The organism is Streptomyces sp. NPDC033221 (assembly GCF_055577005.1).
In genome coordinates this window covers 1-13,259 of the sequence record NZ_JBVIQN010000007.1, presented here as the reverse complement: position 1 = coordinate 13,259, position 13,259 = coordinate 1, and the positions used below count along the sequence as shown (strand labels likewise).

The following is a 13,259-nucleotide window of genomic DNA, read 5'->3' as shown; positions in this document are numbered from 1 at the left end:
GATGAAGCCCGGCGGAAAAGGCCGCGCCGAGGGGAGGGAATGAAAAGGGCTGGCGTCGGTCAGCGAAGGCGCCGGACCCGCTCCGTGGGGAGAAGGCCGGTGTTTCCGCTCCGGTGGTCGGTCCGGACGGGAAATCGGCAGGGGAAAGGAAGAGAGGAGACGGGGAATCCGGCCGTGGCCGGGTTCTGGTGCCGTGTTCTCACACACCCGGGACGCAGGTCAAGGGTGAACGGATTTTCCCCCCGGACATCCCTGCCGGTTACCCGTTCGACGAACTGCCGTACCGGGTCTGGTCGTTACCGTGGGCGCAGGGAAAGGCCGGAATCCCCCGTGAAGCGGTCCGTCACATGTCGTGGACCGTTGCTCCGGTGGAGCCATACGGGAAATCAGGGCGATCGCAGTGGGTGCGGCCGGACGGAAACCGCGCGACACGATGTCGCGACCCCGTGGGCGCGGCTGGGCCACGGCCTCGGTCGTACGCCTTGTGGCATGGATACACAACCCCCGAAAGTGCACACCATCCGGACCCGCTCCGGGTCCTTCGATCAAGCCATCGCGAGTTAATCAGCAGTCCCGTGAAGGCGTCAAGGAGATGACCCGGCCGCCCGGGCGCACTCCGAACTCTGCCGCCGGAGCGATCATATGCGCTGGTCAGGCCAGTTCTCCCCGGGACGTACGCGGCTCCCCCCGGTGCGCCCGGGCACGCGCTCCGGCGCCCGTTTCGCGGGGGCGTCGCCCGGGCGGGCGGAAACGGCCGCAAACGGAATGACGTCTTCGTTTTCCGGCTCCGCCGCCGCCCCGGCAACGGAATCCGTCCGCGGACACCGGGCACGACCTCCGCCGGTACGCGGCGAGTTGCTACTGTGAAAATGCGGAGCGGCCGCATGGGCGACTCCGGCCGACCGGGCCACGGGGGACCATGGCCGGCCACCGGCGGACGACGCCGGGGCCGCAGACCGAAAGCGGCGAACACGGCGACACGGCCGACGCCTGCCACGGAGCCTAAGGAGCAGTTGAATCCATGCCCAGCCGCATCATGCTGAGTCCGGGTGACATAGCGACGCTCGACCTGACGGACCCGCGTACGCACGCCGAGTACGACCTGAGCGAGGTCTGGCGCCACCTACGGAAAACCCAGCCGTTCTACTGGCACCCCTCGGTCGGCGGGGCGCCGGGCTTCTGGGTCGTTTCCCGGCACGCCGACGTCTCCGAAATCTACCGGGACAACAAACGGTTCACGTCGGAGAAGGGAAATGTTCTCACCACGCTGCTGATGGGCGGGGATTCCGCCGCGGGCATGATGGCCGCGGTGACGGACGGGCCGCGGCACTCCGACATCCGCAAGATCCTGCTCAAGGCGTTCTCGCCGCGCGCGCTGGAAGGCGTGGTGGACAACATCCAGCAGTCCACCCGCGCGCTGCTCCGCGAAGCGGTCGCCCTCGGGGAGTGCGACTTCGCCCGGGACGTGGCGGCGGACATCCCGCTCACCGCGATCTGCGACCTGATGGGCGTACCCGAGGCGGACCGGGCCAAGGTGCTGGAGCTGACCGCGACGGCTCTCGGCAACGACGGCGCCGCCCAGTCGCCCGCCGCCGCGTGGCAGGCGCGCAACGACATCCTCGCGTACTTCGGCACGCTGGCCGAGGAGCGGCGCAGGAACCCGGGCAGCGACGCGGTCAGCGTGCTGGCCACCGGCCTCATCGAGGGCCGGCCGCTGACCATGGACGAGATCGTGGTCAACTGCTACAGCCTGATCATCGGCGGTGACGAGACCAGCCGGATGTCGATGACCGGCGGTGTGCTCGCCCTCGTCGAACACCCGGAGCAGTGGCGGGCCCTGAAGAGCGGCGAGGCGGAGATCTCCACCGCCGTCGACGAGATCCTGCGGTGGACGACGCCCGCGCTGCACTTCGGCCGTACGGCGCTGGAGGACGTGCCGGTCGGCGGACAGGGGCAGGTGATCAAGGCCGGGGACATCGTCACGCTGTGGAACGACTCGGCCAACATGGACGAGGACGTCTTCGAGGCCCCGGAGCGGTTCCTGCTCAGCCGCGCCCCCAACAAACACCTCGCCTTCGGCTACGGCCCGCACTTCTGCCTCGGCGCCTACCTGGGCCGCGCGGAGATCGCCGCCATGCTGACCGGACTGCGCGAGATCGTCGCCTCGGTGGAGCTGCGCGGCGACACCCGCCGCAACTACTCCAACCTGCTCAGCGGCGTCACCAGCCTCCCGGTGGCCCTGCGGGCGGAGTGAGGCGGGCCGGGCCGTGTCGTAGTGCGCGACAAGGACGGCCGGCCCCTTCTCCCCCGGCGTGACCCCCTTGGTGAACCAGCCCGCCTTGTCCGCCTTGTCCACCGGGGGTACGTCCAGCTCGCCGTCGCCGGTGAGCCCGAGCGGAAGGACGGGCCGGCTGTCGACCTCGGCCGACGGGATCTGCAGGCGGTCACGACGCCACTGACGGCGAGCGCGAGGACGCTCAGGGCGGCGGTACGTCCGGTGCTTCCGGCGCTGCCGTGGCGGATCGTGGTGCACGGGGTCGCGGTGGCTCCTGATGCGTACGCGTACACGCACACGTACGTATGCGCGATGAAGCTATTCACCCCGCATCACGAGAAATCTCCGGACAGGTAACAGTCCACCGAAGATGAGCGGATAAGGCCACGCAACTCCCGTGTTTTCCGGGACTTTGACCCCTGCGGAATTCCGCACCCCTCGTCCGTAAGGAGGAAGAGAAACGACCGGGCACTCGGCCTTTCGGCCAGGCACCCGGTCGTTGAAAAAGTAACCGACCCCTCGCATTCCGGTACGTCGGAATGTCGCATTCCATTGGCACCAACGAGGGGAAGGAAGAATCCGGCTCAGCCGTCGAGGCGGACCGGCAGCGACTCGATCCCGTACACGATCGACAGCTTGCGGAACGCCAGCTCCTCGGGCTGCACCGCGAGCCGCATGTTGGGGAACCGCCGCACCAGCGCGGGGTAGGCCGCGCGCAGCTCCATCTTGGCCAGCTCGGCGCCGACGCAGCGGTGGATGCCGTAGCCGAAGGCGAGGTGCGAGGGCACGTTGCGGGACGGGTCGAAGCGCTCCATGTCGGGGCCCAGCTTGCCGTCCCGGTCGGCGCCGCTCAGCGAGCACAGCACCACGTCGCCCTTGGAGATCGGCACACCGGCGATTTCCAGGTCCTCCCGCGCGAACCGGGGGAAGGCCACCTGTACGACGGTGAGGTAGCGCAGCAGCTCCTCCACATAGCGGTCGGCCGCCTCGTCGCCGCCCCTGAGGGCCGCGAAGTGCGAGGAGTCCTGGAGGAGCACCAGGGCGCCCAGCGCCAGCATGCTCGCGGTCGTCTCGAAGCCGCCGGTCAGCACGCCGTCGGCCAGGCCCGCCAGCTCCTCGTCGCTGACCGAGTCGCCGTGTTCCTTCACGATCATGCCGAGCAGGCCGTCGCCCGGGTTCTGGCGCTGCTTCTTGACCACCTCACGGAAATACTGCAGCGATTCCGATATGGCGCCGAAGGACGCGTTGGCGCCACTGAAAAGGTCGAAGCGGGCGGCGCTCAGCCGCTCGAAGTCCGCGCGGTCCTCGTACGGCACTCCGAGGAGTTCGCAAATGACCAGCGACGGAATCGGCAGGGCGAAGTGCTCCACGATGTCGACCGGCTCGCCGGAGCAGCCGGCCTTCTCCATGGCGTCCAGCCGCTCCTCCACGATCTCGTGGATGCGGGGCGTGAGCCGGCCGAGGCGGCGCATGGTGAATTCGGGCGTCAGCAGGCGGCGCAGCCGGGTGTGCACCGGCGGGTCGGCGAAGCCGAGGCCGCCGGGGTTCTGGTCGGTGCTGGCGCCGGCCTGGCCGATGAGGTTGGTGAAGTCGGAGCTGAAGGCGTTGCCCTTGCCCAGGACGGCCTTGACCTCGTCGTAACCGGTGACCAGCCACACATTGGCGGCGATCGGCACCGGCAGCTTGCTGATCGGCTCCTTCTCACGCACCGTAGCCAGCTCGCCCACCGGGTCCAGCCCGTCGCGCCGCAACGGCATCAGTACAGACTCGGGCAAGAAAGACATCCGAGACAGGTCGAAGCCCTTCTTGCGCGTCCTTGCCATATACATACGGCCGGCCCAGGCGATGATCCGGGAACGGAGAGTCGTCATGACGCTAATACTGCCTTTCGTCGAGGGGGACGGTCACCCGCCCTCGGCGGGCCCCCGGTAAGGGCTGCCGAACGCCGGGACATCCGCTCGGCGTTCGCGGATGTGACGTGCGCCATGGACCGGTCGGCCGCATCCAGCGTGACGAGCTCAGCCTTGTACATATGTGTGCGCGTGGTCTGAGGGCGAGTTTACAAACTGCCATTGCGCGCAATCACGGAACAACCCCTGTTTGCCCCCCTAGGGGCTCTCCCGGAGGCGGCCAGGGCCTGATGCCGGCCGAGCGAACTGGCCCCGCTCGCGGGCCAGTCGGCCATCGCGGCGCGGCGCTCCGCCGGAGCTGTGGAGGTACCGGGCGTCATGGGCGAAAGCCAACCGTACGCGGGGTTTGCGGCCCACCGGTTCCGTCACGGGCGAACGAGGCAACCCGTACGGCGCTTCCGGCGTCCGCCCCCCTCCGGCGCACCGCCCGGCCCACCCACCCGGGGCACCGCTGGGCCCGCCACCGACCCCACCCATCCCCGCCCGGCTCCGGAAACAGTGCCCGACCGACCCCGAAATCGTGCCCGCCCCGACCCCAGGGCCACGCCGACATCCACCCCACCCGCCCGGCACCCCACCAACCCGACATGACTGATATAGCGGACATAGCGGACATACACCCCAACTCTTGCTACGTTGCCTGTCATGACCGCAACCACGGCGGACGCTCCCCCACCGGGCCTGAGAACGCCCGGGCGGCGGGGCACCGAACTGGCCCTCCTCGCCGGCGCCGTCCTCATCAGCGTCTGCGGGTACATCGACGTCGGGCTCGCCCGGCAGAACGCCGTCCCGGGCGACGCGGCGAGCTACGGCGCCGGCCTGGCGGCCCTGGCCCTCCTCGGCCACCTCGCCGTCAGGTTCCGGGCGCCCTACGCCGACCCCCTGCTGCTCCCCATCGCCATCCTGCTGAACGGGCTGGGGCTGCTGCTGATCTTCCGGCTCGACCTGGAGACGCCCAAGGATCAGGCGGCGCCCACCCAGCTGGTCTGGTCCGCCCTCGGCGTCGCCTTCTTCGCCGCCGTCGTCCTGCTGCTGCACGACCACCGCACCCTGCAGCGGTACGCCTACGTGTCGGTCGCCGCCGGCCTCGCCCTGATGATCGTCCCGATCTTCTTCCCCGCCGTGAACGGCGCCAAGATCTGGATCCGGGTGGCGGGCTTCTCCTTCCAGCCCGGCGAGTTCGCGAAGATCCTGCTCACCGTCTTCTTCGCCGCCTATCTGGCGGCCAACCGCAACGCCCTCGCCCACACCGGCAAGCGGATGTGGAAGCTCCATTTCCCCACCGGCCGGGTGCTCGGCCCGATCGTCGCCATCTGGCTGGTCAGCGTCGGCGTCCTGGTCCTCGAACGCGACCTGGGCACCTCGCTCCTCTTCTTCGGCGTCTTCGTCGTCCTGCTGTACGTGGCCACCGGCCGCACCGGCTGGATCGCGATGGGCCTGCTGCTCGCCGCCGCCGGCGCCGCCGCCGTCGGCGTCCTCGAACCGCATGTGCACAGCCGGGTCGCGGACTGGCTGCACCCCTTCGCGAGCATCACGGCGGGCCGGGGCGCGAGCCAGCTCGCCCAGTCGCTGTTCGCCTTCGCCGCCGGCGGCCTGCTCGGCACCGGCCTGGGCGAAGGCCACTCCGCCCTGATCGGCTTCGCCATGAAGTCGGACTTCATCCTGGCCACCTTCGGCGAGGAACTGGGCCTGGCCGGCCTCATCGCGCTCTTCCTCCTGTACGCGCTGCTGGTCGCCCGCGGCTACCGGGCGGGCCTGGCACTGCGTGACCCGTTCGGCCGGCTGCTGGCCGTCGGCCTCGCCTCCCTCCTGGCCGTCCAGGTCTTCGTCATCGCCGGCGGGGTGATGGGCCTGATCCCGCTGACCGGCATGGCGATGCCGTTCCTCGCCCAGGGCGGCTCGTCCGTCGTCACCAACTGGATCATCATTGCGCTGCTCATCCGCGTCAGCGACAGCGCCCGCCGACCCCACCCGGAGGCCGCGGAGACCGGGGTCGTAGCGGCGGTGCCGCCCGGTGACGCACGCTCCGGCGCCTCGGCCCGCCCGTACGAGGAAGAGGACCCCCCGTACGCATACGGATACGGAGGCCCCTCCCCCTCCCCCACTCCCTCCTCCGACCACGACGACCAGGGCGGCGACCGGTGAACCGCTACATCCGCCGCGCCAGCGTCTTCTGCCTGGTCCTGCTCGTCGCGCTGCTCCTGAACGCCGCCCGCGTCCAGGTCTTCGAAGCCGACGGTTACGACAAGAACACCGCCAACCGGCGCGCCGCACTGGCCCGTTACAGCCAGCCGCGCGGCAACCTCCTCGTCGACGGCGACCCGGTCACCGGATCGCGCGACAGCGGCGGTCAGCTGCGGTACGAGCGGACGTACGCCGAGGGACCGCTGTACGCTCCCGTCACCGGCTACGCGTCCCAGATCTACGGCACCTCGCTCCTGGAGAACGCCGAGGACGACGTCCTGTCCGGCACCGACCCGCAGCTCGCCGCGCTGCCGCTGTGGACGGACATCAGCCGCGAGCAGCAGCCGGGCGGCGACGTGATCACCACGGTCGACTCCGGGGTGCAGCGGGCCGCGTTCGAGGGGCTGGGCGGCAAGAAGGGCGCGGTGGCCGCCGTGGAACCACGGACCGGCAAGATCCTCGCGCTGGTCAGCACGCCGTCGTACGACCCGAACGACCTCGCCGGCACCGAGCAGGCCGTGGCCGACACCTGGAACCGGCTCGACCGGAGCACCGGCCAGCCCATGATCAACCGCGCCCTGAAGCAGACCTACCCGCCGGGCTCCACCTTCAAGGTCGTCACGGCCGCCGCGGCGCTGGACCGCCACAAGGTCACCGACCTCGACGCGGACACCGACGTCCCGAGCCCGTACACCCTTCCGGGGACGTCCACCCGGCTCACCAACGAGGCGGACGGCTGCGAGAACGCGTCGCTGCGGCACGCCTTCGAAGTCTCCTGCAACACCGTCTTCGCCCGGCTGGGCGTGGCCATCGGCCTGGACGGCATGGTCGAGACCGCGGAGAACTTCGGCTTCAACGACGCGGACCTGAAGATCCCCTCCACCGCCGCCCGCAGCGTCTTCGACACCGACATGGACCAGGCGCAGGTGGCCCTTTCGGCCATCGGCCAGTACGACACCACGGCCACCCCGCTCCAGATGGCGATGGTCGCCGCCGCGGTGGCCGGCGACGGCCAGGTCAAAGCCCCCTATCTGGTGGACAAGGTGACCGACGCGCACGGCAAGACGGTCTCCAGAACTCGGCAGAAGACCCTGCACCGGGCCATGAGCCGCGGCACCGCGCGGCAGCTCCAGGAGCTGATGACCGGCGTGGTCACCCGGGGCACCGGCACCGGCGCCGCGATCGACGGCGCCACCGTCGGCGGCAAGACCGGCACCGCGCAGCACGGCGTGGACAACAAGGGCACGCCGTACGCCTGGTTCGTCTCCTGGGCCAGGAAGAACGGCGCGGCGGACCCGGCGGTGGCCGTGGCGGTGGTCGTCGAGGACGCGGCGGCCAACCGCGCGGACATCAGCGGCGGCGGCAGCGCGGCGCCCATCGCCCGCGCGGTGATGCAGGCCGCGCTACGGTGACGTACGGGGAAAGGGCCACGAGGCGCAGGGGGCAGCGTGCGACAGCCAGAACACGAAAACCAGGCCGGTGACCAGGCATTTCTATCTCTCCCTGAGGTCGAGGCGCTGGTCCGCCGGGCCCACGAGGGGCAGACGGACAAGGCCGGCCGCCCGTACGCGGAGCATCTCGCCGCGGTCGCCGGGGGCGTACGGGAGCGCGGCGGCAGCGACGAACAGATCGCCGCCGCCTGGCTGCACGACGCCGTCGAGGACGGCGCGCTCACGCCCGCGTGGCTGGCCGGCGCCGCGCTCACCGCCCGCACCAAGGCGATGGTCCGCGCGGTGACCAAGCGCCCGGGTGAGCCGGCCGAGGCGTATACGGCCCGCATCCTGGCCACGCCCGGCGCACTGCTGATCAAGGAAGCGGACCTGACGCACAACGCGGACCCGGCGCGGCTCGCGCTGCTGGACGCGGCGACGCGGGAGCGGCTGACGGTCAAGTACCGCCGGGTCCGTGGCCTGCTGGGCCTGGCGTAGGACGCTGCGACGCCCTACAGGCCGCCCCCGGTCCACACCCCGGACACCCACCTCACAAAGCTGCCATGCACAGCTAACCTCCCCGCCATGACACTCCCGGAGCCCTCGGACCAGCCCTCGGCCCCCTCGGCCCCCTCGACCGGCGAAAGCCGAGTGATCGCGGCCCTCCACAACGCAAGCGTGCGCCGTCTCACCACCGAACAGCTCATCCTCGACGGCATCGACTGGACCGTACGCACCGGTGAGCACTGGGCCCTCCTCGGCGCCAACGGCGCGGGCAAGACCACCGTCCTGCGGCTGATCGGCGCGCTGATGTTCCCCACGACCGGCACGGTCGAGGTGCTAGGCCACCGCCTCGGCACCGTGGACGTACGCGAACTGCGCGCCGCGATCGGCCTGGTCTCCAGCGCGCAGAAAGTCCCCCAGGACGCCACCGGCCACACCGTGGTCCTCACCGGAGCAACCGGCACGGTGCAGCCGCTGTGGGGGAAGTACGACGACGCCACCCGAGAGCGCGCGCACGACCTGCTGGCCGAGCTGGAGTGCAAGGACCTGGCCGATCGCCCGTACGGCGTATGCTCCGGCGGCCAGCGGGCCCGCCTCCTCATCGCCCGCGCGCTGATGGCCGACCCGTCGCTGCTCCTCCTGGACGAACCGTTCAACGCACTCGACCTGCCGTCCAGGGAGGACCTGATCGACACCATGCACCGGCTGGCCGAAGGCCGCCCCGGCCTGTCCACGGTCACCGTCACCCACCACCTGGAAGAGCTCTCCCCCGCCATCGGCCACGCCCTACTCCTACGCGAGGGCCGGGTACAGGCGGCGGGCCCGGTGACGGACGTCCTCACCGACGAGCGCATGACGGCCTGCTTCGGCCGCCCCATCGAGGTGACCCGCCACGACGGCCGCTGGCTCGCCCGCTCGGGCCGCCGCTAACCGTCCAACTGCGCACGCTTGACGGCCCGGAGAAACGCACCCCACGCCCCGGGCGCGACGGAGCCGACGGCGGTCGGCTCGTCGCTTTCCCGGAACCGGACGGCCCCGCAGGAGCTTGCCGCCACCTCCACGCACTCTCCGTGGTCTCCGGTACTGAACGATGACTTGCGCCATTCAAGGGGGAACACTCGAACTCCTCTCACAGTCCGTACATGATGTGCTGGATCAAGCTCAGTGAATCCGGTCTGTCATGCGACTCCGGCGGGGCTTCCGGGTCGACGGGATCGAGCGCAAGGCTCGCCAAGCGCGCAAACATCTTGTCGTACTCGTGGTTGTGATCTCCATCCGTCAGGAACACGGCTTCGATCGGATGCTCCAAGTAGACGGTGCCCAGCTCCGGGGTTCGGCCGCCGATCAGGACGAACGGCCGGCTGAACGCCGCGTAGGCGCCCTTCTCGAACGGGAAGATCTGTAGCGTCACATGAGGCAGCCTGGCGAGTTCGATCAGCCTGATCAGCTGCCTGCGCATGGTGCCGGCACCGCCGACGTGTACTCGCAACGCGGCCTCGTGGATCACGGCGTGGTAAGAGACCGGGTCCGGCCGCGTCAGGATGCGCTGCCGGGCGAGGCGGAAGGCGACGTACCGTTCGACCCGGGCAGGGTCCTGCCCCGTCGTCATCGTCACGGCGTGGGCGTAGTCCGCCGTCTGGAACATCCCGGGGATGAACAGGGGCTGGTGCATACGGATGGCGCGGGCACTCGCCTCCGCCTCGGCCAGGTCCAGAGCATCGTGCCTGAGCGCGTCACTGAACTCGTCCCACCAGCCCTTTCCCCGGCTCTGGGCCATCTCCATCAGCGCTTCAAAATACGGTCCCTCTTCGCACCCATAGGCGCGTAGCAACTTGTACAGCCCGTTGCGCGGAACATCCACCCGCCCGGCCTCGATGTGACTCACCCGCGTGCGCTCCGCACCGAGCAGAGCCCCTGCGTCGTCTCCTGACATCCCGGCGCGCTTCCGAAGTTTTCGCAGCTCCGCGCCGAGTCGTCGCTGCCGTTCGCTCGGGGAGTTCCTAGGTGGCAACTGGCACCTCCTCATGGCCCAGCGCAGTGTGTCGCACTGGGACACGGGCGGTCCATCCACACCACTCATCGTCACTCGTGCGGGGCGAATCTGGCGTTCACGGTTGTAACGGCTTCACTCGTGTACGTACCGTCTCCGCCAACTCGGCTGTCAGGCAGTCGACTTCTCGACGGCAGGAGACCCCCATGCACACCTGCTCCCTCGTCTTCCCACCCGACCCCGTCTGGGTCCGCGTCGCGCGGGAGGCCGTGCGGGCGTTGCTCGCGGCGGTGGGTCGCGGGGACCTCACCGATACGGCGCTGCTGCTCACGTCCGAGGCCGTCACCAACGCCGTCAACGCGTGCCGTACGAGCGACTGCACTGCGCCGGTCACGGTGTACGCGGAGTGGTCCGTACCCAGTCAGCTCCGGGTGCTCGTGCACGACGAGGCCACCGGGCTGCCGGTGTGCGCTTCGCCCTCACCCAGGGCCGAGGCCGGCCGCGGCATACTGCTCATCTCGGCGAACGCCTCCGCGTGGGGCGTGTGCCGGCACGGTGTCGGGCCCGGCAAGGCGACCTGGTTCGAGTTGGGGCCGTTCATGGCACGAGCGTGAGGGCCACGCAAACTCACCCCTCGGTTTCCTCCGCCCCCAGGGCGATCGTCTCCGTAACCTCCCCCACCCGTTCGCGTTCCTCCTTCGCGAAGCGTTCCGCGTCGAGTTGGTCGGCCAGTTCCTCGTCCTGGGCCATCAGCTGGTCCAGGTTGGAGTCGCCGAGGTCGAAGACGCCCATGTCCACGTAGGCGCGCTGGAGGCGTTCGCCCCACAGGCCGATGTCCTTGACGCACGGGACGATGCGGCTGAAGAGCAGTTTGCGGAAGAGGTGGAGGAATTCGGAGTTTTCGGTGAGGTCGGCCGCTTCCTGGCGGGGGACGCCGAAGTTCTCCAGGACTTCCAGGCCGCGCAGCCGGTCGCGCATCAGGTAGCAGCCCTCGATGACGAATTCCTCGCGTTCGCGCAGTTCGCCGTCGGACAGCTGTTTGTAGTAGTCGCGCAGTGCCAGCCGGCCGAAGGCGACGTGCCGGGCCTCGTCCTGCATGACGTAGGCGAGAATCTGTTTGGGGAGCGGCTGGGTGGTGGTGTCGCGGATCATGCCGAAGGCGGCCAGCGCCAGGCCTTCGATCAGTACCTGCATGCCGAGGTAGGGCATGTCCCAGCGGGAGTCCCTGAGGGTGTCGCCCAGCAGGGCCTGGAGGTTGTCGTTGACCGGGTAGAGCATCCCGATCTTGTCCTTGAGGAAGCGGCTGTAGATCTCGGCGTGCCGGGCCTCGTCCATGGTCTGGGTCGCGGAGTAGAACTTCGCGTCGAGGTCGGGGACGGTCTCCACGATCCGCGCCGCGCACACCATCGCGCCCTGCTCGCCGTGCAGGAACTGGCTGAACTGCCAGGACGCGTAGTGCTGCCGCAGTTCGCCGCGTTCCTTGTCCGACATCCGGTCCCAGTACGCGGTGCCGTACAGGGAGACCGATTCGTCCGGGGTGCCGAGCGGGTCGTACGGGTCCACCTCCTGCGCCCAGTCGATGCGCAGGTTGGCGTCCCACTGTTTGTCCTTGCCCTTCTGGTAGAGGGCCAGCAGCCGCTCGCGGCCGTCGTCGTACTCCCAGCTCAAGCGGGCCGGACTGCCCGCCGGTACGGTCCACGCGTATGCGCCCGGGTCCTGTGTGTACAGCTCGCGGCTCGACACCTGCGCCTCCTCGCTTCGCTTGTGACCCCCCGTACCGGAGACGGTCGTTGGCAGGCTCACACGGACTTACCGGCGGGTCAACAATTCGCGCACAGGGGATTGACGGGCTTGCTGACAAGCAGTCTCATAAGACGTGACCGCGGGTAACCCACGAGCGAGGTAGCCACAGCCATGACGACCGTGACGACAGCGACCACCGTGCCGGAGCCGGAAGTCCTCCGGGACGCCCTCGGGCTGCTCAAGGACCGCGAGCAGGTGGCGGAACGACTGCTCGACTCCTCCGCCAAGCACTCCTTCGACCCGGACACCGAACTCGACTGGGACGCGCCCCTGGAAGAGGGCAAGTGGTTCTGGCCGCCGGAGCTGGTCTCCCTCTACGACACCCCGATGTGGCAGAAGATGTCCGAGGAGCAGCGGATGGAGCTGTCCCGGCACGAGGCCGCGTCGCTGGCCTCGCTGGGCATCTGGTTCGAGATCATCCTGATGCAGCTGCTGGTACGGCACATCTACGACAAGTCCGTCACCAGTGCGCACGTCCGTTACGCCCTGACCGAGATAGCCGACGAGTGCCGGCACTCGAAGATGTTCGCGCGCATGATCCAGAAGGGCGAGGCGCCCGCGTACCCCGTCTCCCGCCTCAACCACAACCTCGCGCGCGTCCTCAAGACCGTCTCCACGACGCCCGGTTCGTTCGCCTGCACGCTGCTCGGCGAGGAGATACTGGACTGGATGCAGCGGCTGACCTTCCCGGACGAGCGGGTCCAGACGATCGTGCGCGGCGTCACCCGCATCCACGTCGTCGAGGAGGCCCGGCACGTCCGGTACGCGCGTGAGGAACTGCGCCGCCAGATGGTCACCGCGCCGCGCTGGGAGCAGGAGCTGACCCGGGTCAGCTGCGGGGAGGCGGCCCGCGTCTTCTCCATCGCCTTCGTCAACCCGCAGGTGTACACGAACGTCGGCCTGGACCGGCGGGAGGCGGTCGCCCAGGTGAAGGCCAGCGGCCACCGCCGCGAGGTGATGCAGTCCGGCGCCGGCCGGCTGACGGAGTTCCTCGACGACATCGGCGTCCTGCGCGGCGTGGGCCGCAAGCTCTGGAAGAGCTCGGGGCTGCTGGCGTAACCCTGGGAACGCGGGTGCGATGGGGGCCGTTGCCGTGCCGGTGCGCCCCGGGGCCGGGGGGGAAAGGGGTGCGGGGGGAGGAGGAGGAGAAGAGGAGCGAAACA

General features: G+C 69.7%; 11 protein-coding genes. 7 read left to right on the top strand and 4 right to left on the bottom strand.

Annotated features, from left to right (window positions below; genetic code table 11):
* The first annotated feature begins 1,021 nt into the window (after nucleotides 1-1,021).
* Nucleotides 1,022-2,254, top strand: coding sequence for a cytochrome P450 (locus ACZ53K_RS11170; protein ID WP_468834051.1), 1,233 nt, complete (start codon nucleotides 1,022-1,024; stop codon nucleotides 2,252-2,254).
* A gap of 605 nt (nucleotides 2,255-2,859) precedes the next feature.
* On the opposite strand, the gene ACZ53K_RS11165 is transcribed toward ACZ53K_RS11170, so the two are convergent.
* Nucleotides 2,860-4,098 (bottom strand): cytochrome P450, encoded by a 1,239-nt coding sequence (locus ACZ53K_RS11165; protein ID WP_468834530.1) that lies wholly within the window; start codon nucleotides 4,096-4,098, stop codon nucleotides 2,860-2,862.
* 732 nt (nucleotides 4,099-4,830) lie between these two features.
* Between ACZ53K_RS11165 and ACZ53K_RS11160 the strand changes: the two genes are divergently transcribed.
* From ACZ53K_RS11160 to ACZ53K_RS11145, 4 genes are all read left to right on the top strand, one after another.
* The gene (locus ACZ53K_RS11160) at nucleotides 4,831-6,330 is read left to right on the top strand and encodes an FtsW/RodA/SpoVE family cell cycle protein (protein ID WP_468834048.1); all 1,500 of its coding nucleotides are present in this window, start codon (nucleotides 4,831-4,833) and stop codon (nucleotides 6,328-6,330) included.
* Complete coding sequence (locus tag ACZ53K_RS11155) at nucleotides 6,327-7,781, top strand: penicillin-binding transpeptidase domain-containing protein (RefSeq protein WP_468834046.1); 1,455 nt, start codon at nucleotides 6,327-6,329, stop codon at nucleotides 7,779-7,781. The genes ACZ53K_RS11160 and ACZ53K_RS11155 overlap by 4 nt, the downstream gene beginning before the upstream one ends.
* A gap of 36 nt (nucleotides 7,782-7,817) precedes the next feature.
* Complete coding sequence (locus ACZ53K_RS11150) at nucleotides 7,818-8,297, top strand: HD domain-containing protein (protein WP_468834044.1); 480 nt, start codon at nucleotides 7,818-7,820, stop codon at nucleotides 8,295-8,297.
* Between the two features lie 87 nt (nucleotides 8,298-8,384).
* Nucleotides 8,385-9,233 carry an ABC transporter ATP-binding protein gene (locus ACZ53K_RS11145; protein ID WP_468834041.1) on the top strand — a complete coding sequence of 283 codons (849 nt, stop codon included), beginning with the start codon at nucleotides 8,385-8,387 and terminating at the stop codon, nucleotides 9,231-9,233.
* Here the strand turns inward: ACZ53K_RS11145 and ACZ53K_RS11140 are convergent.
* Both ACZ53K_RS11140 and ACZ53K_RS11135 read right to left on the bottom strand, forming a co-directional pair.
* Complete coding sequence (locus ACZ53K_RS11140) at nucleotides 9,230-9,421, bottom strand: DUF397 domain-containing protein (RefSeq protein WP_468834039.1); 192 nt, start codon at nucleotides 9,419-9,421, stop codon at nucleotides 9,230-9,232. The genes ACZ53K_RS11145 and ACZ53K_RS11140 overlap by 4 nt on opposite strands.
* Before the next feature lie 11 nt (nucleotides 9,422-9,432).
* Complete coding sequence (locus tag ACZ53K_RS11135) at nucleotides 9,433-10,329, bottom strand: helix-turn-helix domain-containing protein (protein WP_468834528.1); 897 nt, start codon at nucleotides 10,327-10,329, stop codon at nucleotides 9,433-9,435.
* A gap of 170 nt (nucleotides 10,330-10,499) precedes the next feature.
* On the opposite strand from ACZ53K_RS11135, the gene ACZ53K_RS11130 reads away from it, so the two are divergent.
* Nucleotides 10,500-10,907: an ATP-binding protein gene (locus ACZ53K_RS11130; protein ID WP_468834036.1), complete on the top strand. Its 408-nt coding sequence runs from the start codon at nucleotides 10,500-10,502 to the stop codon at nucleotides 10,905-10,907.
* A 13-nt stretch (nucleotides 10,908-10,920) separates the two neighbouring features.
* Here ACZ53K_RS11130 and ACZ53K_RS11125 read toward each other — a convergent pair whose 3' ends face one another.
* Nucleotides 10,921-12,036: a ferritin-like domain-containing protein gene (locus ACZ53K_RS11125; protein ID WP_468834034.1), complete on the bottom strand. Its 1,116-nt coding sequence runs from the start codon at nucleotides 12,034-12,036 to the stop codon at nucleotides 10,921-10,923.
* Nucleotides 12,037-12,207: 171 nt separating this feature from the next.
* Here ACZ53K_RS11125 and ACZ53K_RS11120 point away from each other — a divergent pair, with 171 nt between their 5' ends.
* Nucleotides 12,208-13,155 carry an AurF N-oxygenase family protein gene (locus ACZ53K_RS11120; protein ID WP_468834032.1) on the top strand — a complete coding sequence of 316 codons (948 nt, stop codon included), beginning with the start codon at nucleotides 12,208-12,210 and terminating at the stop codon, nucleotides 13,153-13,155.
* Nucleotides 13,156-13,259 lie beyond the last annotated feature (104 nt).

Coding starts and splice junctions, on each gene's coding strand:
- ACZ53K_RS11170 (WP_468834051.1), top strand. CDS start 1,022: ATGCCCAGCCGCATCATGCTGAGTCCGGGTGACATAGCGACGCTCGAC.
- ACZ53K_RS11165 (WP_468834530.1), bottom strand. CDS start 4,098: ATGGCAAGGACGCGCAAGAAGGGCTTCGACCTGTCTCGGATGTCTTTC.
- ACZ53K_RS11160 (WP_468834048.1), top strand. CDS start 4,831: ATGACCGCAACCACGGCGGACGCTCCCCCACCGGGCCTGAGAACGCCC.
- ACZ53K_RS11145 (WP_468834041.1), top strand. CDS start 8,385: ATGACACTCCCGGAGCCCTCGGACCAGCCCTCGGCCCCCTCGGCCCCC.
- ACZ53K_RS11135 (WP_468834528.1), bottom strand. CDS start 10,329: ATGAGGAGGTGCCAGTTGCCACCTAGGAACTCCCCGAGCGAACGGCAG.
- ACZ53K_RS11130 (WP_468834036.1), top strand. CDS start 10,500: ATGCACACCTGCTCCCTCGTCTTCCCACCCGACCCCGTCTGGGTCCGC.
- ACZ53K_RS11120 (WP_468834032.1), top strand. CDS start 12,208: ATGACGACCGTGACGACAGCGACCACCGTGCCGGAGCCGGAAGTCCTC.